The organism is Oscillospiraceae bacterium MB24-C1, from assembly GCA_030913685.1.
GTDB lineage: Bacteria > Bacillota > Clostridia > Oscillospirales > Ruminococcaceae > Yanshouia.
In genome coordinates, this window is record CP133187.1 from 1,317,152 (window position 1) to 1,338,152 (window position 21,001).

Below are 21,001 nucleotides of genomic sequence, written 5' to 3' on the forward strand. Positions count from 1 at the left end.
CCCCCTTAGAGTTCTCTAGGGTCGATATAGGAGGCTGCGCCTTCATATCGACCGTAGGTTCCTATGTTTTTTTCATAGGCAGTCTTTGCTTCCACACCGTGGCGGATATCTTCAAGCATTTTGCCCACTCGGACAAACTTATAGCCGATGACTTCGCGGTTTTCGTCAAGCGCCATCTCAAGAATGTACCCCTCGACCATTTCAAGATAACGCACACCCTTGGCGCCAGTTGAAAAAATGGTCGCGGTCTGGCTGCGCAACCCCTTCCCGAGGTCCTCAAGCGCAGCGCCTATCGGCAGGCCGCCCTCTGAGAATGCGGTTTGGGTGCGTCCATAAACCAACTGCTTAAAAATTTCACGCATCGCCACGTTGATGGCGTCGCATACCAGATCGGTGTTAAGCGCTTCAAGGATGGTTTTTCCAGGCAGAATCTCGCCCGCCATCGCGGCAGAGTGAGTCATGCCAGAGCATCCAATTGTTTCGACCAACGCCTCCTGAATAATGCCGTCCTTGACGTTCAAGGTCAGCTTGCAGGTCCCCTGCTGGGGGGCGCACCAGCCCACACCATGCGAAAGCCCTGAAATATCGGTGATTTCCTTGGCTCTAATCCACTTGCCTTCTTCAGGAATTGGCGCAGGGCCATGACAGTGCAGGCAGCGCACCTGCTGCATCTGTTCAACTTCATGCGAATACTGCAATTGATATTCCTCCTTATCGTTACCGTTTGGCAGCGTATATTTTCATGGGTAATTATAGCACAGCCCGATCGCAACCGCAATGAACTGCAAAACCAATGTGTTTTGTCGGCTTGCAGCCTCGGCTGGCAATTGAAAGGTTGATGTTGATGTTTTTTTGAACAAAATGCCGATTAAACCACGGCTTTCATTACGCCATTACCACTTTTTTAGCGGTCTGCAAGGCCTTGACTTTCGTCAAAAGTCACAGTTTTAGTTGTAATAATTTTACGGAAAACGTTTTTACGTTCTCCTCTCGGCATAGGGTTATTTACCTTAAAATGGATATTTTAGTTGCTTTTTGCGCATTATAACCTGTATTTTGATACTTGAAGGGCCAACTGACGATTTTTTATGGAATTCATTTTCATGTTGTCTCGCTTTCAATAATTTGCTGCCTCTAGGAAGTTTAATAGCGAAACTTTTATCTGGCATTTATAGTGGTTAGTAATATTAGTTGCATTGACAACTTTCTATTTCAGTGCTATGCTTAGGTAATACTTCCCTCATGAAAGGATTCATTATTTTTATGGATACTGATGCTTCATTTCAAGCACAGCAAGATCAAAAATATATCATTATGACCCAAACGCCCATTCCGCAGCTGGTTGGTCGGCTGGCCATGCCCACAATCTGTGCCATGCTTATCACCGCCATCTATAACATGGCTGATACCTACTTTGTCAGCCAGATTGGCACCAGCGCATCGGCAGCAGTCGGGGTCATTTTTTCGTTGATGGCGATTATTCAGTCGGTGGGGTTCACCTTTGGTATCGGTTCTTCGGTGTTGGTCTCCCGCATGTTGGGCGAAAAACGCAGACAGGAGGCCTGTGAATCGGTTGCGACAGCTTTTTTTACGGCGCTGGTTTTCGGTGCGCTGCTGTCGATCATCGGCCTTCTTTTTCTCGATGAGCTCGTATTACTTTTGGGTGCTACCGAAAGCATCGCCCCTTATGCCCGCGACTACGCCCGCTATATTCTTATCGGCGCGCCTTACATGGCGGCCAACTTTGTGTTGAACACTTCTCTGCGTGGACAAGGTAACGCCTTTTATGGCATGATTGGAATCATGTCGGGTGGTATTCTCAACATAGCGCTTGACCCGATCATGATCTTTCACATGGGCCTAGGCATCAGCGGCGCGGCGCTGGCCACCATCATCAGCCAGTTTGTCAGCTTCGTCATTCTTTTTTATTTTAATTTAGGTAAGCATGGTGCTCTTCCGCTTAAAATACGCAATGTGCGCCTGTCCTATAAACTGTTTGTCGATATCATCAGAGGCGGCACCCCCTCGCTGTTCCGTCAGGGGCTGGCCAGCATCGCCATGGTATTCATGATCCGTTGTTGCAAGCCATTTGGTGACCCGGCCATCGCTGCCATCAGCATCGTCACCCGTCTGATGATGTTTGTTATTTCGGCAATGATCGGCTTCGGGCAAGGCTTTCAGCCGGTTTGCGGCTTTAACTACGGTGCAAAGCGGTTTGACCGTGTCAAAGAATCGTTTTGGTTTTGTGAAAAAGTATCGCTTTTGATCCTCGTCATTGCAGGTGCGATCATGTTTTGGCTGGCACCGCAGGCCATCGCCGCTTTTAGGCGGGACGACCTTGAGGTTATTGCCATCGGTACCACAGCGTTAAGGCTGCAATGTCTTGTACTGCCACTGCAAAGCTTTTTCATCATGTCCAATATGTACCTACAATGCACCGGACAAAGCGGCCCCGCAACACTGCTAGCCAGTGCACGGCAGGGTATTTTCTTCTTGCCGGGCACGCTGATCTGGCCCGCACTGTTCGGCCTTTTAGGGGTTCAGATTGTGCAGCCGATATCGGACATCTGCTGCTTTGTCCTGGCTGTTTACTTGAGCCGCCGTTTTTTACGCGACTTAAACCAACAGCTTTCTGACCAATTGAGAGCGGAGGGAAAAGCATGAATCGCGCCATAGTACCTGCAAACAAATTCATTTCCATGATCTATCGGTATACCCGCCGTTATTTTGCCCGCGAGCTTCAGGCCTCCAAGCTGGACGCTGGGCAGCTGCCATTTTTGCTGCACCTCTACCGCTGCCCCGGCGTCACACAAGAACAGCTCTCCTGTGCGCTGGGCATGGATAAAGGCACAACAGCACGCAGCGTGACACAGCTGGAAGAATGCGGCCTGGCCTATCGCACGCCGGATGAAAACGATCGCCGCATCAATCATGTATTCCCATCGCCGGCTGCCCTTGCGCGAGAGGACGAACTTTTCGCCATCATCGGCCGGCTGCACGAATTGCTCTTTGAAGGATTTTCTCCCGCGGAGCGCGCACAGGCGCTGTCGCTCATTATACGCATGAAGGACAATATTGAAAAGGAATTTTTAGAATAGCTGTCGGCGTTTTATTATCATTTTGTTGGAGGTAATAGGAATGAAAAGCATCGGGTTTATCGGCATCGGCGTCATGGGTGAATCAATGGCGCGCAATTTGAGCAGGCATGGGTTCAAAGTGTTCATTTATAACCGAACCAAATCAAAAGCTGAATCGCTAATTGCCGAGGGGCTTACTTGGTGCGACAGCGTAGCCGAGTGTACTGCCGGGCGCGATGCTGTCGTTACCATCGTCGGCTACCCCAAAGACGTCGAAGAGGTCTATTTCGGGGAAGGCGGCATTATCGCAAACGCGAGGCCGGGTGCATATATCATCGACATGACCACCACCAGCCCCCAACTTTCCAAACGTATCTATGAAGAAGCCCGCGCCCACGGTCTTTCTGCGCTGGATGCCCCGGTTTCAGGCGGCGACGGCGGTGCCAAAAATGGCACGCTGGCCATCATGGTCGGTGGCGACAAGCCGGCGTTCGATACCTGCATGCCGTTGTTTGAAGCAATGGGTAAAAATATTTTCTACGAAGGTCCGGCTGGCAGCGGTCAGCATGTTAAGATGGCAAACCAAATTGCCATTGCAGGTACCGTCACCGGTGTGTGTGAGGCAGTGGCTTATGCCCGTGCTGCAGGCGTAGACCTCGATACCATGCTCAAAACCATCGGGAGCGGCGCAGCGGCAAGCGCTCAGCTGCAAAAGGTCGCACCTAAAATGATCTCGAGCGATTTTGCACCCGGCTTTTATATCAAGCATTTTATCAAGGACATGTCTATTGCACAGCAAGAAGCACAAGCCGTCGGATTGTCTCTTGAAATTTTACAGCAGGCCTGCCGGATGTATCAAAAGCTTGAGGCTGAGGGCAAGGGCGACAACGGCACGCAGGGCATTATTGAGTATTATGATAAATAGCGCCGACTAAAACCGCGCAAAACAAAAGACCCCCGTCTCCGAAGACTAGAAGACGGGTGCTTGCGTTAAAAGTAGCGCATTTAGAACTTATATAAAACGAGAAATTTTACTTTCTAAACACTGCGAGGCCCCCGTCTTCGAAACCGAATACGGGGACCTCGCTATTTACACGCCATTCAGCGAACAGCGATTCTCTGTTAACCGCAGGGGGCTGCTTAGTACATGCCACCCATGCCGCCCATGCCGCCGCCAGCAGGCATTGCGGGCTCATCCTTGACCGGCTCGCTAACAAGCGATTCGGTGGTGAGTACCATTGCCGCGACCGAAGCTGCGTTTTGCAGAGCGCTTCTGGCAACCTTGGTCGGGTCGACGATGCCGGCCTCAACCATATCGACATACTCCTCGCTCTCGGCGTTAAAGCCGTAGCCAACTTTACCGGTGCGCTTGATCTGGTCAATGATGACCGAACCTTCAAGACCTGCGTTCATAGCAATCTGGCGAACCGGCTCTTCAAGGGCACGCAGCAGGATTTTTACACCGGTCTTTTCGTCACCCTCTAAGCCGGAGATCAGCTTCTCGACAGCGGGCATCGCGTTGAGCATCGCTACGCCGCCACCCGCGACAAGACCTTCTTCGACAGCAGCCTTGGTAGCCGAGAGGGCGTCTTCAATACGAAGCTTCTTCTCCTTCATCTCAACTTCGGTCGCAGCACCAACCTTGATAACAGCGACGCCACCAGCGAGCTTGGCAAGGCGCTCCTGCAGCTTCTCGCGGTCGAAGTCGGAAGTGGTGTTCTCAATCTCAGAGCGGATCTGTGCAACGCGAGCCTTAATGGCAGCAGAGTCGCCCGCACCGTTGACGATGACAGTGTTTTCCTTGGTGACCTTGACCTGGCTAGCACGGCCGAGCATGTCGACAGTAGCATCCTTGAGGTCATAGCCGAGATCGCTGCTCACGACGGTGCCGCCGGAGAGTATTGCGATATCCTCAAGCATAGCCTTGCGGCGGTCGCCAAAGCCCGGAGCCTTGACGGCAACACAGGTAAAGGTTCCGCGCAGGCGGTTGACCAACAGCGTTGCAAGCGCTTCGCCCTCAACATCCTCAGCGACGATAACCAGCTTCTTGCCCGACTGCACAATCTGCTCAAGCAGGGGCAGAATTTCCTGAATGGAAGCGATTTTCTTGTCAGTGATCAGCAGATAGGCGTCGTCTACAATAGCTTCCATCTTGTCGGTGTCGGTAACCATGTAGGGGGAGATATAGCCGCGGTCAAACTGCATGCCCTCGACGACCTCGGTGTAGGTCTCGGCGGTTTTAGACTCCTCAAGGGTAATAACGCCGTCGGCGCCGACCTTATCCATAGCCTCGGCAATCAGCTTGCCGATAACGGCGTCACCCGCCGAAACGGTTGCGGCGGAAGCGATATCGGCCGAACCGGAAACTTTCTTGGAGTTCTCCTTGATGGCAGCAACAGCAGCATCAACAGCCTTCTGAATACCGCGCTTGACAACCATGGGGTTGGCACCCGCAGCAACATTCTTCATACCCTCACGCACCAGTGCCTGAGCCAGCAGTGTCGCGGTGGTGGTGCCGTCGCCAGCAGCATCGTTGGTCTTGGTGGCAACCTCTTTAACAAGCTGCGCACCCATGTTCTCAAAGGGATCCTCAAGCTCGATCTCCTTAGCGATGGTCACGCCGTCATTTGTGATAAGCGGCGCACCATACTTCTTGTCAAGTACAACGTTGCGGCCCTTGGGTCCGAGCGTAATTTTAACGGTATCAGCAAGCTTATCAATGCCCGCTTGTAAAGACTTTCTGGCTTCTTCGCCGTAGGAAACAATCTTAGCCATAGTAAATTTCCTCCCTTTATTCTTTATTGGTAATGATTATTCAACAATTGCAAGGATGTCGGACTGACGCAGGATGGTGTATTCCACGCCGTCAACCTTGACTTCGGTTCCGGCATATTTGCTCATGAGAACCTTGTCCCCTGCCTTGAGATACATTTTCACCTCTTTGCCATCCACGATACCGCCGGGGCCCACCGCAATAACCTCAGCAACCTGAGGCTTTTCCTTAGCAGAACCTGCGAGGATGATTCCACTCTTGGTGGTTTCTTCCGCTTCAACCATTTTGATTACGACTCTGTCAGCCAACGGTTTAATGTTCATTGCTGTTCCTCCATTTATATATATTTTCATTTGACTTATTTAGCACTCTAATCTTTTGAGTGCTAAGAATATTCTAGCCTATTTTTCAAAAAAATCAAGGGATTTTTGAGATTTTTTTCAAAATTTACAACAAATTCATTTTTGTTTATCGCGGTTTAAATCTACAGTTCAATTCCAAACGGATTCTTGGAAATCGAAAAATATATTTAACTCTTTCTGGGCCAAGATGCTTAGTCATTTAAGAGCGCCATTTATTCTTTGTTTATAAACTGTGTGCCAATAACACATCGCTAGGTTGCCCCGATTAAAGCGCCGGTTACACCGTGCAGCTATTTTTGATAAAAATACTTTAAGCACAAACGATCTACGTCAATCAGGATTAAATCAGAAAATGCATATCGCGCATAACAGGTTTTTTTAAAACCCGAACGAGAATTCCCAGCTCAAAACTACCGAGGGCTTTTTCTACCTTTTTAGCTCTTAAATTTCGTACTACAAACAGCAGTTGACCAACATTAACAAGATGCCAAACAGCACCCCTGCAACGCCGTAGCCCGGCTTTTTACCGCACAGTGCCTCTGGCAACAGTTCGGCTACCGAAATTGCGCTCATCAGTCCCGCAATGCCACAAAACATCATGGCGAGCCCACGCTCGGTGAGCACCGGTTGCAAAAAGCGCAGCGCCAGCAACGCGCCCAGCGGCTCCGCTGCGCCCGAGACCGTTGCCAGCAGCAGTGCGGGCGGGCGGCGCTGGAGCGCGGCATATATCGGCAAGGCAATTGATATTCCCTCCGGAATGTTGTGCAGCGCAATAGCGGTGCAGAGCCTTATCCCCATGTTGACGTTCTGACTCGCACTTAAAAAGACCGCCATACCTTCGGGCAGATTATGTATCATCAGCGCCAGCATCGAAAACAACCCCAGCCGCAGCAGTTGCCGTTCTCGCTGGGTACCGATCCGCTCAAACCCGCTGGGCAGTGCAGAATCTAGCAGCTGAGAGCAAAGCATACCCGCCGAGCAAGAAAAAACCGCCACAGCGGCACCGGCCGCCCCCGGCATCTCAAACAACAGCACCTCGGTCGCTTGTGGCAGCAGTTCAAGTAACGAGACAGCCAACATAACCCCGGCCGAAAAACCCAGCGCAAACGTCAGCAACGACGCTTTTGGGCGTCGTACCGCCACGGCGAGCAGCGCGCCAATCACAGTAGCACCTCCGGCCGCCGCACTTAAAGCCAGCGGTATGATTGCATTTTGTGGCACAGTGCATCACTCCTTTTACGGCGGCCAATCTTTTGTTGCCACCACATCAATAGCTATTCACCTCAAAGGCAAATTATTTGCTCATCGGTTGCTGCGCGATTGACAAAATACCCTTTCGGGTGGTAATCTTTTTATATCATTTAATGATATATTTGGAAAAGTTTAATCGGCACAGCATAATATTGCATATTTATGTACAAAAGAAATTATAACAGCAGACTTCAACAGGAAGGAACAAGACGATGAAAAAAATGAGAAAATCAAAGCCCTTTGTCTATACAGCAGTAACCGTTTTGCTTGCGTTCTATGCGTTTAGCAGCGCTGTCAACTTTAATCCGATGTACAGCGACGGTGCATTTTTTTGGTGTGCCGCTATAAGCGCCTACACCCTGACATGGTGCGTCTTTAAATTGGGTGGTGCTATCTTACGGTTGGATTCAGGCATTCCCGGTCGCGGACCGATCAACCTGGATACAATAAATTTCAAATTATTCCCCAAAGTGGCAAAACTGCTTTTAATAGTGCCGTGGGTACTGTTTATAGGCATCAATATATTTTCGACACCATTGTTCCACTATAAGACTTATCGCGACCAGCTTGGCGCTGTTAGTCAACAGGTGTTCTCCAGCGACATGCAAGCCGTCGATCTCTCTCAGGTGCCGATTGTTGATAAAGAGCTTGCCCGAAAACTGGCGGATAAAAAGCTTGGCGAGCGCGCTTCGCTTGGCAGCCAAGTCGTCCTCGGCGAGCCAACAATACAGATGAACAACAACAAGCTCATTTGGGCAGTACCGCTTTATCATTCTGGTGTTTTTAAATGGTTGACTAATCTTTCGGGAACCCCTGGTTACATTGTCGTATCCGCAACCAATGTCAACGATGTCGATTATGTTGAAGGGCACAAAATTAAATACCAACCCCAATCACACCTCATGTACGATATCGGCCGTCATACACGTTTTACCGCCGCTTTGTTTGAGGGAATAACCGATTTTTCTTTCGAGCTTGACGATTCCGGCGTCCCTTATTGGATCGTGACCACCTACAAGAATTTGCGCGGTTTCGCGCTTCCAGAAGCGACCGGTGTCATTATTGTCAACGCCTCAACGGGCGCGACTCAAAAACACGATATTACAAACGTCCCCGAGTGGGTAGACCGCGTACAGCCAGAATATTTTATTCGTAGACAAATCGCAAACCAGGGCGAATATGTTCACGGCATATTTAACTTCGCCGACAAGGATAAGTTCCAACCGTCAGAAGGTCAGGCGGTTGTTTATAACAATGGGCGTTGCTATCTGTTTACTGGGCTAACCAGCGTAGGCAATGACGAAAGCGCCATCGGGTTTATGATGGTGAACATGGTTACTAAAAAACCCTTGCTCTATCAGATGAACGGTGCAACCGAATACGCCGCACAAGGCTCAGCACAGGGCAAGGTTCAACACCTTGGCTATTACGCTTCATTCCCGCTTATCATCAACGTGGACAGTGTTCCCACCTATTTTATGACGCTCAAGGATCGGGAGGGGCTGATCAAACAGTACGCCTTGGTCTCAGTGTCCAACTATTCCACCGTGGGGGTTGGCGAAACGATAACTCAGGCGTATCGAAACTACCAGACAGCACTGCGCCAAAGCAACGACAGCAGTCAACTTTTGCCTTCATCCGGCTCAGAACAAAAACTGACAGGCACCGTAGAACGCATTGCAAGCCAATATAATGGCGAGGATACAATTTACTTTGTCATTTTATCCGATTATAAAAATAAGATTTATACCGTTAATTCAAGTCTCTCTTCCGAACTTGCGCTCACCCGTGAAGGGGACCGTGTGAAAATCACGTACTGGGGAGACGGACAAAACACACAACCGATTGTTGAGACCACCGGTTTTGACAACTTACAATATATGCAAAAATAACATTCTGACAGAAGGAAACTTTGATGAGGATTCTTGTCGTCTCAGACACTCACCACGATTTTGACACGCTCTACCGCCTTGTACTGCGCGAAAAAGACCGTATCGACCTGCTGTTGCACCTTGGTGACGGCGCACAGGATGTTGACGATCTGCGTGCCGTGTGGCCACTGCTGTCGATGCGTTTTGTGCGGGGCAACTGCGACTACACTTCCACCGCGCCAGATACAGCGGTGGTCGAGGCGGACGGCGTGCGCCTGCTTCTGACACATGGTCACCTGTTCAACGTCAATTATACGACCGAACGACTGGCAGCCGAGGCAAGGCGGCAAAACGCCACAGTGGCGCTGTTCGGGCACACCCATCGTCAGCTCTGCCGCAGCGAGCTGGGCGTGCAGGTGATGAACCCCGGTAGCCTTAGCAAACCCCGTGACGGCAAGTTTGGCTATGGCGTGATAGAAACCGTACAAGGTCAGCCGGTCTGTTCACTGCACCGGTTTGAATAAAAACAGTGTACACTGTCAAAACACCCGATTCGTTCAATATTAAAAATCCCGCTGCACAACGATGTGCAGCGGGATTTTCTGATAATGATTAACCGATGGCGGTACCAGAGGGAACCGCATCATCCACAAAAATGACCTTACAGCCGCTTTCCTCACTGGTGGCGGCCAGCAGCATACCCTGGCTCTTTTGACCGGCGAATTTGGCCGGCTTGAGGTTGGCCACTACAATAATTTTGCGGCCGACCAGCTCCTCCGGCTTATATTCGCCCTTGATGCTGGACACAATTTGTCGCCCGCCCAAACCGTCGTCGAGCGTCAGCTTCAAGAGGTTGCGCGCCTTGGGCACCTCTACGCATTCAAGCACCTTGCACACTCTAAAATCGAGCTTGGCAAAATCATCAATAGCAATCTCGGCCTTCAAAGGTTCGGCCGTAGCTTTAGGCGCCGCTTCGGCCTCAGGCTCTTGTGGCTGCGCTGCGGCCAGCTCCTCGGCGGAGGCAGGGGTTGAAAAATCGAGCAGTGGCAGATAGCGCACCTTGTCGATGGCATGCAGGAATAGATAAAGCCGCGGCCCCTTTTCCTTGTTAAGCAACAGTCGATAAACATTCTTGAAGAAACGTCCCTGCTTTTGCTTAATCTCCTTCTCGTCCCCGCCTGGGAACACCGTGCGCGAAACAGAATAGAGGAACGTATTCAAGCCATCCAGGCTGTCATCCACTGTCGAGAGATGTTCAAACAACAGCTTGATTTCCTGTTTTTCATCGTCAGAAAGCGAATTGTAAACCGCAAAATCACGGATGCTGCGCAGCTTGTAGGCGTTTTCAGGCGAACACTGTTCCAGCCAGAACTGCGCCAACGCTAAGCGCTCGGCAAACTCCTCGCGCTTATAAGGCGTGCCAATTTTCTCGAACACCGTCTCGAGTGCGTCAAGGTTAAAGTCCACCGTGCTGCCAAGCTGAACAAGCTGGCCCATCGGCACTGTTTTAACCTCATGACCCGGCACATCAACGTTGTACATAATGGCATTGAGCCGCTCGTCTCCCTTGCCTGCGCGGTAATCGTTGAGCGCCTTGTCAAACTCAAAGTACTGACGCAAAATCTCTTCATCAAAACAAAAATCAAACGCTTTAAGCGGTTCAGTCTTGGAATAAAGCCACAAAATGACCTCAGGCTGGTAAATTTTCAGAAGTGTTTCAGGCGTCAAATTGAGCCCCGACGAACCGGACATCTTGCCGGTCATGCCCTTGATGCCGATAAACTCATAACCAGTAAAATACGGCGCTGGATAGTCGTAAATCTTGTCTGAAATAATGCGGCTGGTCTGATAGCTGCCGGTGGGGGACGCGTGATCCTTACCGCCGGGCTCGAAATCGACGCTTTCGGCCTTCCATCGCATCGGCCAATCAATCTTCCAAGCTAGCTTGGCGCTGCTACCGTTCACAAAGTCATAATCGCCCTCATATCCACACTTGCAGGTGAAGTGACCGGTCGTGCAATCCTCTGAAAAAGAGGTGAAGGTGGTGGTATCTTTGTCGCAGGCCGGGCAGTATACGATAGCGGGGCTATAGGCCTCTCGCTCACCCTCCGCCGCATCTTGCGTGCGAAAACTGTCTAAAATATCAAAAATCTCGCCGCGGTGGCGCAGCGCATGAATTATACTCTCGTTATAGCGCCCTGAACGATATTCAACGGCCTGATAACGGAAATCAACCTCAATGCCAAAGCGCGACAAAGAGCATTCGAACTCTTTTTCAAAGTGCTCGGCATAGCTCCCGCAGCAGCCAAAGGGATCGGGTACGTCCACATAGGGCTTACCGATATGCTGGCTCCACTCCTCGGGTACGTTTTTGGGCACCTTGCGGAAGCGGTCAAACTCATCCCACGAGAAAAGCAACTTTGCCTTTTTACCAGCTTTTTGTAACGCGCGGCAGACAAAATAACTCGTGGCAATATCTCGGAAGTTGCCAATGTGCACCGAGCCCGAAGGGCTGATGCCCGCGGCACAGACATACTCTTCCTTATCAGGCTTTTTTGTAATAATTTCATTGGCAATTGCTTCTGACCAATGCATAACTTCAGACCATCCCTTTCAACTGCAAATACAAAGCACGCGCAAGGCTCATTAAAGCCATTTTTCGCGCATGCGCATTTTATGCCATTATTTTTAAAATTCTACTATAAAGGAACCCAAAAGTCAAACATCCACCAGTCCTTTTAGGGCGACAGTCGACCAAGCGTTTTTGGCCGACGGTATTGATTTAACCGCGTGTTGTGCTATACTTTATTTTATATCGACACTTTTTTGCGCGGCGCACAACGCTGTCAGCTCAGCCTTTGTTTACGAAAAGAGGAGATGTCCTATGCTGTCATACCAGGCCCTTGGGTTGGAAAATTCTAAAAACCTTCTAAAAAAAGCTTACGAAGGGCATTACGCCGTTGGCGCTTTTAACTTTATTTCTATCGAGCAGCTCAATGGCATTTTCGATGCCTGTGTTCAAAAACGCTCGCCCGTTATTCTGCTGGGTTCGCCCAAGCTGTGCCGCCAGTTTGAGCCGCGCATGCTTGCCAGAATGGCACAGGCCGGACGCGAGCGCGTACTCGAGCAGGGATTAGATATCCCTACCGTTCTGCATTTGGATCACGGCCTTTGCTATGAGCACTGTGTCACCGCTATCCAGAACGGTTTTTCGTCGGTAATGATAGACGGCAGTGCCCTACCCTTTGCCGAAAATGTGGCGCTGACCCGTCAGATTGTGGAATATGCCCATGCCTATGGCGTGACGGTGGAGGGTGAGTTGGGCGTACTCGATACCGAGGCTAACGCGCAAAGCTACTTCCCGCAGCGGCTTTATACCGACCCCTATCAGGCGGCCGAATTTGTTGAAAAAACCGGTGTAGATAGCCTTGCCGTTTCCATTGGCACCTCGCACGGCATGGTCAAATATCTCCCCAACCCCGACGGCAGCTATCCTGAATTACGCTACGATATTTTAGATAAGATCGAAACACTGATGCCCGGTTTCCCCATTGTGCTTCACGGCGCCTCCTGCCTGCCGTACAAATACATCGAAATGATTAATCGCTACGGTGGCAAGATCGGGCATACCGCTGGCATCCCCGATTATCAGATCACCAACGCCACACAGAAGGCGGTAAGTATGGTGAACATCGCTTCCGATGGCTGGTTGGCAGCACTTGCCCTCACGCGAAAGGTGCTGGCTGAAAACCCGACCGCAATAGACGGACGTATCTATTCTTTGCAAGTTCGCCCGGAATTAAAGGAACTATACTGCCATAAAATTGACATACTTGGCAGCGCAGGCAAATGCTGATAGCCGCCAAAATGACCTGCCATAACGTGGGGCTGCTGCTTTTTTTGCAGCAGCCCCTTTGCTGTTTATCTACTTGAATGATTAATGACCAACACATCGTTTTCCTTGATCACGGTCGATCCCCGAGGGATGATCACCCGGTCTTTTCGCTGCACCATGATAATAAGCATATCCGGCTTATTAAAAATTTCTGAGACACGTTTATTCTCCCACTTATCGCCCTTGCCAATACGCTTTTCAAATAGCGAGATGCCATCAATCTTGCCCGGTGCCTTGGCGCTTAGAACCAACTTATCCCCCGGCTGTAAAGTCGTTTTGCCGTTGGGAACAATCTTTTTGCCTTCGCGCAGCAACAACACAAGAATCGTCTCAGCCGGCAACAGAATGTCTTGAATCATGCTGTTTGCCCACGGATGATTTTCGGGTACTGAAAACTGAATAAACTGAATCGGTACCTCGTCACTGTAATCGGTAAAGGTTTTCATAACGTCAGAATTCTCGTCAATCATATCTAACTTGCGTGCTACGAACGGAATCATCGAGCCCTGAACCAAAATCGACAGTAATACAATAAAGAATACAATGTGGAACAGGTCAGTGCTGGTGTAAGCAGAGTTTATGGTCGCCATGACTGCAAACACAATTGACGCCGCACCGCGCAGTCCAGCCCACGATACAAGCTGCTGCTGCTTAACAGCGCCGCGAAACGGCGCAAGAATAGCAAACACCGCTACCGGTCGAGCGACAAAGGTCAAAAACAGCGCAATGGCCAGCGCGGTAAACGCCACATTAAGCAGCAGAGACGGCGTCGCCAGTAAACCCAGCAAAAAGAACAACACCACCTGCATCAGCCCAGTGGCTGTGTCAAAAAAGTGTACAATAGCCTTTTTGTTCCTAATTTCGTGGTTGCCCATGATAATACCGACGATATAGGCGCTCAAATAGCCATTTCCCCCAATCGCCTCGGGCGCAGCATAAGAGAGAATCGCAACCCCAAGAATGAAGATCGCATCAAATCCGTCTGCGGCAAATTGGAATTTTTTAAGTGCCCAAAGCGCCGCTGCTGCAATAGCCCCACCGAAAACCACGCCATAGGTCAGCTGTGCAAAAATCATGTATGCAATCTGCCCGCCTTTGGCACTGCCACTCATAATCGACAAAATCACGACGGTGAGCATATAGGCGCAAGGATCGTTGCTGCCGCTTTCCACTTCAAGCATCGATGCCGTGTTATATTTAAGATTTAAACGCTTTGAACGCAGAATTGAAAACACAGAGGCCGCATCGGTTGAACTGATAACTGCGCCAATAAGAAAACTTTCGAGAAAATTGATCCGTAATATAAAATGACAAAACAGTCCCGTAATGCCCGCAGTGAGTACAACACCAACGGAAGAGAGCAACACCGCTTGCACCGCAACAGGCTTCGCTTCACTCCACCTGGTGCCAAACCCACCGTAGAACATGACAAAAACAAGCGCAACGGCGCAGATCTGTCCAGCGAAAGCATAATCATTAAAAGGGATTTTCACTACCCCTTCGGCACCAAAAACCATACCCAACAGAATAAACGCCAGCAGCACCGGAATGCCCAGCTTGCTCGACAGCTTATTGAAACCCACGCAGGTAATTAAAATAAACGCAGCTAATAATAAATAGACCGGCAAAACCAAACCTCCCCTTGGGTGCCTTATGGCACGCTGTAAATATCAATATCATGCCATACAGCGCGCTTACGCAATAACTTCATCGCCTGACCCGCTTAGGCCAGGCGCGCTACATAAAATCTTGTAATGATAAGTAATTGTATTTGTGGGTCCACCAGTCTCTGACCCTTTGTTTACCTTTAAGTATTGATGGCGCTGACTGCTGCTACTTGTTACGCCCGTTTTTAAACACCATCATCATTTCGCGTGTCAAACTCAAATTATCGGGCTGCAACGCAATTTCATCGCGAGTAAACCACTCAGCTAATGCCAGTTCGTCGGTTTGCAGCGTGACGGTGGTATCACCGTCAACTTCAGCGAAAAATCCACAGAGCAGCGAGCTTGAAAAAGCCCACGGCTGGCTCTTATAGTAGGTGATGTTCTTGACCTTGAGGCCAACCTCTTCCATCACCTCGCGCTCAACCGTCTGCTCCAGCGTCTCGCCGATCTCGGTAAAGCCCGCCACCAGTGCGTAGTTGGAAAAGGGGCGGCCGGCATATTTGGTCATCAGCAGCCGGTCACCGGCGGTGATGGCTACGATGATACCGGGGGATATTTTAGGGTAGATGGTGTTCCCGCAGTTTTCGCAGGCCAACATACGCTCTTTCTCACTGGGAACCAGTGGATACCCGCAGCGTCCACAGAATTTATTATCGTTGTACCAATTATATATCTGCCACGCAACAAAGCCTGCAAAAGCTAAGTCGCCCGGCAGCGCCGTGCGAAACAGCGTGATGTTTTCAAAGGTAAAACCGCTGGGCACTTTATATTCGGTTGTGCGCAGCAGAAAATAATCCGTGTCGTCAATCGAGAATAAAAACGTGCAGTCGGAATTGACACCAATTTGCGCCAGCGTCGGGTAGAGAACCCCCTCTCCGCTTTTGTGGCACAATACGGCATTTTTGTCGAAAACAAATACCGTGTCGTTATCTCGGGGGCTTTTTACATGAAAGGCGTTGTCATATTTCTTTGGTGCAATATCCTGTATCACGCGCGAAACTTCCTTTGTTGTTAATTTTAACAGCGGCGCAAAGTGGTCGCTGTCAATGTTACAGCGATTATACCACCCCGGCGCAAAAAAGTCATGCCCATGCGTTTAAATATCTTTGTCGTCGCGCTGCGATGTGTGTGGCATTTAACCCGTTACCAAACACACCTTACCGCCATTGGTTTAACGTATTAGAATATATATGACATTATATGCTTTAAAGGTACTCGTTTCTATGCAAAATGCAAATCCGATATATACTTAAAAGCATAAGACCCGATAGGGGAGCGGGCGCTTTCCTGGGTCAAATCGGCATTTTCTCCGCGACCGCCTAGTGCTTTAAAAAGCGATAAATGCTATAATATTAAAACATACAACAAAACGCCAGTACATCATGACTTTTGCGTACGTCCCGTTCATGGGGACGTACATTTAAATAAGGAGGAGTCGAAACCTATGGAAGAAATCAAAATGCGTCGAAGCATTAGAAAATATCAGGACAAACCGCTCGATAACGAGCTGATTCTAAAACTGCTGGGAAGTGCACGACTAGCACCTTCGGGTAGCAACAATCAGCCGTGGGAATTTATTGTCGTCCAGTCAGAAGAAACCCGTCGTCTGTTAACTGAAGTGGCGCATAATCAGAAATGGATGCTAACGGCACCGGTATTCATCATTTGTATTGCGGATGGCCGTAGCCGAATTCCGGAGGATGTCGAGCTGTTTTTCACCGAGGAAAGCCCACAGGAGGAACTCAAGCAGATCATACGTGATACGGCTATCGCTACCCAAAATTTGTTGCTAGAAGCGCACCATCTTGGTCTTGGCGCTTGCTGGGTCGCATGGTATAGGCAGGAGGACATCCGCCCTGTTTTAAATATTCCGTCAGATAAATACGTCTGCGGCATTGTCACGGTCGGTTATCCTGCGGAGACACCAGAGCCGCACCCAAGAAAACCACTTGAGAGCATGGTCCGGTACGAAATGTGGGAATAGTCCGGCTTTCTACTTTCTTGATATGGTTTTCTTATTTTAGAGTTGGCAACAACCAGATTCCTATGGCCTAATAAATAGAAACAGCACAAAAACCCGCCGGAGGGGGCAGGTTTTTGTGCGCCAAAACCCTTTGTATGGGATTTTTCAATATCAGTATTATCGTTTTAATTAAAAGCTATGGACGCATCGGATCTTTGATACACAAAATCATGTATAGAACCACGTTGTCAGTCATGCGCTTCCTGTGCTTCCGCTTTGGTCGCGTGAATAGTGCCGTGCGCATGTGCGGGCGGCGCATAGATCGTATAGACCTTGATCGGCCGAGTGCCGGTGTTAATCAGGTTGTGCCATGTCCCAGCCGGAACAACAAATGCAAAGCCGTCAAAAACGTTTCGACGCAGTGTCAGGTTGTCTTGAGCATCTCCCATCATCACCATGCCCTGCCCCTGCTCAACGCGGATAAATTGATCAACCTCGGGGTGAACCTCCAAACCGATTGATTCGCCGGGGTTGATGCTCATCAGCACCAGCTGAAGATTGTCACCGGTCCAAAGCACCGTGCGGAACATACTGTTCTGTTTAGTGGCTCGGTCAATATTGATAACAAACGGCCTGGGGCCATAATCGGTTAGCAGCGCATTGCCGCCGGAATTCATATTGTTCATCTGCATGCATATGTACGCCCTTTCAGTGTTTTATAACATCATATGCTTATTAGTTTTTAGACGTGTTAAATCAATATTCGAGAAGTCTAACAGCGCTTTAAAAAGCCGTGCCTTCAGTTTGAAAGCACGGCTGATTTCTTTTTAATATATTCTAGTAGACAAAAGCTGAAACGCCACTTTTAAGACTTTTTGGCAACGAGAGACGCAGTCACAAACTCCCTGAACAGCGGATGGGCATGATTAGGACGGCTCTTGAACTCAGGATGATACTGAACACCGACAAAGAAACGGTTGGCCGGAATCTCCACCGCTTCCACCAGATGATCGTCAGGCGAGGTACCGGTGATACGCAGGCCGGCTTCCATCATCTTTTCGCGGTAGTTGTTATTAAACTCGTAGCGGTGGCGATGACGCTCGTGAATCAGTGGCTGGTCATAAGCACGGGCCATGTGGCTGCCTTCTGCGATTTTACAAGGATATGCCCCCAGACGCATGGTGCCGCCCATGACAACGCCGTGTTGGTCAGGCATCAGGTCGATGACCGGGTATTCGCCATCGGGTACAAACTCGGTGGAGTTCGCGCCCTTCATTCCCAATACATTACGCGCAAACTCAATAACAGCAATCTGCATGCCCAAGCAGATACCAAAATAGGGCACGTTATGGGTTCTGGCATATCTGGCCGCCGCGACCTTGCCCTCAATGCCGCGGTCGCCGAAGCCGCCGGGCACCAAAATGCCGTCGCAGCCACCAAGCAGTTCTGAAGCGGTATCGTCGGTAACATCCTCAGCCTCCACCCACGTCAGATGGACGCGGGCTGAGTTTTCAAATCCGGCATGCTGCAGTGCCTCAGCAACCGACAAATAAGCATCGTGCAACCGCACATATTTGCCGACAACAGCAATCGTTACGTCCTTGGTTCGGCTTTCAATGCGAGCCAGCATTTCGTTCCATTCGGCCATGTCCGGCTCGGCAGAGGTTAGTTGCAACTCGCGGCAGACAATCTTCGCAAGACCGTTTTTTTCAAGCATCATCGGTGCCTGATACAGCACCGGTAGCGTGATATTCTCAATCACGCAGTCTTCTTTGACGTTGCAGAACAGCGCGATTTTATGCAGCACCGAAGGGTCAATCGACTCGTCGCAGCGGCACACGATCACAGTGGGCGAAATACCCATCGCCTGCAGCTCCTTGACAGAATGCTGGGTCGGCTTACTTTTGTGCTCACCCGAACTTTTAATATAAGGCACTAGCGTCACATGAATGAACATGCAATTGTGCTGCCCCACTTCAAGCGAAACTTGGCGAATCGCCTCTAAAAACGGCTGGCTTTCGATATCCCCCACCGTGCCGCCTATCTCGGTGATGACCACGTCGGCGTCAGTCTTCTCTCTCACGGAATAGATGAAGTTCTTAATCTCGCCGGTGATGTGCGGAATAACCTGCACCGTCTCACCAAGATAGTCCCCGTTGCGCTCCTTGTTAAGCACGTTCCAGTAAACCTTGCCAGTGGTCAAGTTGGAGTATTTGTTTAGGTTTTCGTCAATAAAACGCTCATAGTGGCCCAGATCAAGGTCGGTTTCGGCACCGTCCTCGGTGACGAACACCTCGCCGTGCTGATATGGGCTCATTGTTCCGGGGTCGACATTGATATACGGGTCAAGCTTCTGTGCTGCCACCTTTAAACCCCGCATGCGCAACAGACGTCCTAGCGAGGCCGCCGTAATACCCTTTCCCAATCCGGAAACGACGCCGCCAGTCACAAACACATATTTACTCATAATCGACCTCTCCATCAAACACCACTGTCGCAGGGCCTGTCATTAAAACCGTCTCGCCGGTATAACAAATCGTCAAATCTCCGCCTCGCAGCTTCAAAGTGATATCGGTGTTCATCTTGCAGTGGCCGCACAGCACTGCCGCCACCGCTGTGGCGCAGGCACCCGTGCCGCAGGCCAGTGTCTCACCACTGCCACGTTCCCAGACGCGCATTTTCAGCGTATGATCATCAATCACCTCAACAAACTCGGTGTTTACCCGCTCGGGGAAAAGCGCATCGTTTTCATAGGCCGGTCCAATTTTTTCAAGATCTAGCGCATCAATGTTTTCGGTGAACAGTACACAGTGCGGATTGCCCATAGAAACGCAGCTAAAACGCCGCACCTGACCCGCCAGCATGTGTTCAACGTTTATAGCCCGCTCACCGGGCAGCTTCACCGGAATCTCTGCCGGAACTAAAATTGGCTTGCCCATATCAACCTGAACGGCGGTCACCTCGTCATTCTCCACCGTCAGCTTTAGTGTTTTAATACCACTCAAAGTTTCGAGCGTCATAACTGACTTTTGCGCCAAGCCGCGCTCATAAGCATATTTGCCAATGCATCGCGTCGCATTGCCACACATCTTCCCCTCACTGCCGTCGGCATTAAACATACGCATCCTCACATCAGCCTTCTCGCTGGGGCAGATCAGTACCACGCCATCTCCGCCAACGCCAAAATGACGGTCGGAAAGGCGAACGCTCAAAGCCTCGGGCTTGTCCACCTGTTGGTTAAAGCAATTGAAATAGATATAATCGTTACCACATCCGTGCATCTTGGTGAACTTTAGCTTTCTTTTCTGCATACCTGTCTCATCCTTTCTATATCATAAAAATAATTATAAACACCTACCGGTCAAAAAAACGAAAAACGCCGGTAGAGATTTTTGAGGTCACCAAAAAATCCCTCCCGACGCCATTGTCAAGAATTATAACGCGAAAATTATAGCACTTTTTTAATACGATTGCAATAAAAGGGCTAAGTAAAATATTTGCGAACCAAACCCGACTGCTTAAATCCTTTCTGGCCTGTGCGCCATTAAAGCTCATAGGTTTTGAGAATGTTTTCCGCTACCTCGCGCTTGGTCAGACGCAGATCCATTGCCTGTTTTTCAATATAACGGTGTGCCTGCGGCTCAGTCATTAAAAGGCACTGAATCAGCGCGCACTTGGCACGATCGACCAGCCGTATCTCCTCAATAGTGGTCTGGAGCTTACGGTTTTCCTTCTGCAACCCCATCATATGGCGGCGCGAGGCTCGCAGCAATTTTAATGACTGAAAAAAGAACGGGCGTGATACCGGTTTTGGAATAACGAAAACGCCATAATCCTCCACACGAGCCGCAACGTCGTCAGCCCTCTCGTTTTTGACCAGCATGAGCACGCCAGCCATCGACTGCCGGGAGGCCAGACAAGCCAATTCATGTCCATATTCGTCGGTCAGCGGCGCGTTGATGATGACCGTATCGTAGTCGAAATCTGCCAGTAGCCGCCTGGTTTCCGCTCCACTGGCGGCAATGGTTGCGGCAGACTGCTCCTGCGGGGACAGCAGCTCGATTATAAAGCGCTGACCACTTTCTGAAGAAGAAACAATCAAAACCCTTTCCATGCCGCTCACCTTCTTTCATCGCCTGCAA

17 protein-coding genes and 1 pseudogene are annotated in these 21,001 nt (G+C 50.0%); 7 read left to right on the forward strand and 11 right to left on the reverse strand.

The window, feature by feature from the left end; translation table 11 throughout:
- Nucleotides 1-5: 5 nt before the first annotated feature.
- Entirely contained in the window at nt 6-698 is a 693-nt protein-coding gene (locus RBH76_06370; protein WMJ85038.1) for a hypothetical protein, read from the reverse strand.
- A 565-nt stretch (nt 699-1,263) separates the two neighbouring features.
- Here RBH76_06370 and RBH76_06375 point away from each other — a divergent pair.
- From RBH76_06375 to RBH76_06385, 3 genes are read left to right on the forward strand one after another with little or no spacing between them, the layout of a single operon-like run.
- Entirely contained in the window at nt 1,264-2,664 is a 1,401-nt protein-coding gene (locus RBH76_06375) for an MATE family efflux transporter (protein WMJ85039.1), read from the forward strand.
- Nucleotides 2,661-3,098 (forward strand): MarR family winged helix-turn-helix transcriptional regulator, encoded by a 438-nt coding sequence (locus RBH76_06380; protein WMJ85040.1) that lies wholly within the window; start codon nt 2,661-2,663, stop codon nt 3,096-3,098. Before RBH76_06375 ends, RBH76_06380 begins: the two co-directional genes overlap by 4 nt.
- Before the next feature lie 40 nt (nt 3,099-3,138).
- The gene (locus RBH76_06385; protein WMJ85041.1) at nt 3,139-4,002 is read left to right on the forward strand and encodes an NAD(P)-dependent oxidoreductase; all 864 of its coding nucleotides are present in this window, start codon (nt 3,139-3,141) and stop codon (nt 4,000-4,002) included.
- A 215-nt stretch (nt 4,003-4,217) separates the two neighbouring features.
- On the opposite strand, the gene groL is transcribed toward RBH76_06385, so the two are convergent.
- The 3 genes from groL to RBH76_06400 all read right to left on the reverse strand — a co-directional run bounded on the left by groL (nt 4,218) and on the right by RBH76_06400 (nt 7,433).
- Nucleotides 4,218-5,852 carry a chaperonin GroEL gene (gene groL / locus RBH76_06390; GenBank protein ID WMJ85042.1) on the reverse strand — a complete coding sequence of 545 codons (1,635 nt, stop codon included), beginning with the start codon at nt 5,850-5,852 and terminating at the stop codon, nt 4,218-4,220.
- A 36-nt stretch (nt 5,853-5,888) separates the two neighbouring features.
- Nucleotides 5,889-6,173: a co-chaperone GroES gene (locus RBH76_06395; protein WMJ85043.1), complete on the reverse strand. Its 285-nt coding sequence runs from the start codon at nt 6,171-6,173 to the stop codon at nt 5,889-5,891.
- A 492-nt stretch (nt 6,174-6,665) separates the two neighbouring features.
- Nucleotides 6,666-7,433 (reverse strand): ZIP family metal transporter, encoded by a 768-nt coding sequence (locus tag RBH76_06400; protein ID WMJ85044.1) that lies wholly within the window; start codon nt 7,431-7,433, stop codon nt 6,666-6,668.
- Nucleotides 7,434-7,675: 242 nt separating this feature from the next.
- On the opposite strand from RBH76_06400, the gene RBH76_06405 reads away from it, so the two are divergent.
- Both RBH76_06405 and RBH76_06410 read left to right on the forward strand, forming a co-directional pair.
- Nucleotides 7,676-9,355 (forward strand): hypothetical protein, encoded by a 1,680-nt coding sequence (locus RBH76_06405; protein ID WMJ85045.1) that lies wholly within the window; start codon nt 7,676-7,678, stop codon nt 9,353-9,355.
- 23 nt (nt 9,356-9,378) lie between these two features.
- Nucleotides 9,379-9,858 (forward strand): YfcE family phosphodiesterase, encoded by a 480-nt coding sequence (locus RBH76_06410; protein ID WMJ85046.1) that lies wholly within the window; start codon nt 9,379-9,381, stop codon nt 9,856-9,858.
- A gap of 88 nt (nt 9,859-9,946) precedes the next feature.
- Here the strand turns inward: RBH76_06410 and lysS are convergent, their stop codons facing one another.
- Entirely contained in the window at nt 9,947-11,929 is a 1,983-nt protein-coding gene (gene lysS / locus RBH76_06415; protein WMJ85047.1) for a lysine--tRNA ligase, read from the reverse strand.
- Nucleotides 11,930-12,218: 289 nt separating this feature from the next.
- Here lysS and RBH76_06420 point away from each other — a divergent pair, with 289 nt between their 5' ends.
- Nucleotides 12,219-13,190, forward strand: a complete 972-nt coding sequence (locus RBH76_06420) for a class II fructose-bisphosphate aldolase (GenBank protein ID WMJ85048.1) — start codon at nt 12,219-12,221, stop codon at nt 13,188-13,190.
- Between the two features lie 65 nt (nt 13,191-13,255).
- Here the strand turns inward: RBH76_06420 and RBH76_06425 are convergent, their stop codons facing one another.
- Both RBH76_06425 and nudC read right to left on the reverse strand, forming a co-directional pair.
- Nucleotides 13,256-14,857 (reverse strand): potassium/proton antiporter, encoded by a 1,602-nt coding sequence (locus RBH76_06425; protein ID WMJ85049.1) that lies wholly within the window; start codon nt 14,855-14,857, stop codon nt 13,256-13,258.
- Nucleotides 14,858-15,062: 205 nt separating this feature from the next.
- Entirely contained in the window at nt 15,063-15,887 is an 825-nt protein-coding gene (gene nudC / locus RBH76_06430) for an NAD(+) diphosphatase (protein WMJ85050.1), read from the reverse strand.
- A gap of 453 nt (nt 15,888-16,340) precedes the next feature.
- On the opposite strand from nudC, the gene RBH76_06435 reads away from it, so the two are divergent.
- Complete coding sequence (locus tag RBH76_06435) at nt 16,341-16,880, forward strand: nitroreductase family protein (protein ID WMJ85051.1); 540 nt, start codon at nt 16,341-16,343, stop codon at nt 16,878-16,880.
- Nucleotides 16,881-17,107: 227 nt separating this feature from the next.
- On the opposite strand, the pseudogene RBH76_06440 reads toward RBH76_06435, so the two are convergent.
- From RBH76_06440 to RBH76_06455, 4 genes and pseudogenes are all read right to left on the reverse strand, one after another.
- Nucleotides 17,108-17,512: pseudogene (locus RBH76_06440) on the reverse strand (cupin domain-containing protein).
- 212 nt (nt 17,513-17,724) lie between these two features.
- The gene (locus tag RBH76_06445) at nt 17,725-19,326 is read right to left on the reverse strand and encodes a CTP synthase (protein WMJ85052.1); all 1,602 of its coding nucleotides are present in this window, start codon (nt 19,324-19,326) and stop codon (nt 17,725-17,727) included.
- The gene (gene dapF, locus RBH76_06450; GenBank protein ID WMJ85053.1) at nt 19,319-20,170 is read right to left on the reverse strand and encodes a diaminopimelate epimerase; all 852 of its coding nucleotides are present in this window, start codon (nt 20,168-20,170) and stop codon (nt 19,319-19,321) included. The genes RBH76_06445 and dapF overlap by 8 nt, the downstream gene beginning before the upstream one ends.
- Before the next feature lie 233 nt (nt 20,171-20,403).
- Complete coding sequence (locus RBH76_06455) at nt 20,404-20,973, reverse strand: ANTAR domain-containing protein (GenBank protein ID WMJ85054.1); 570 nt, start codon at nt 20,971-20,973, stop codon at nt 20,404-20,406.
- Between the last annotated feature and the right edge of the window lie 28 nt (nt 20,974-21,001).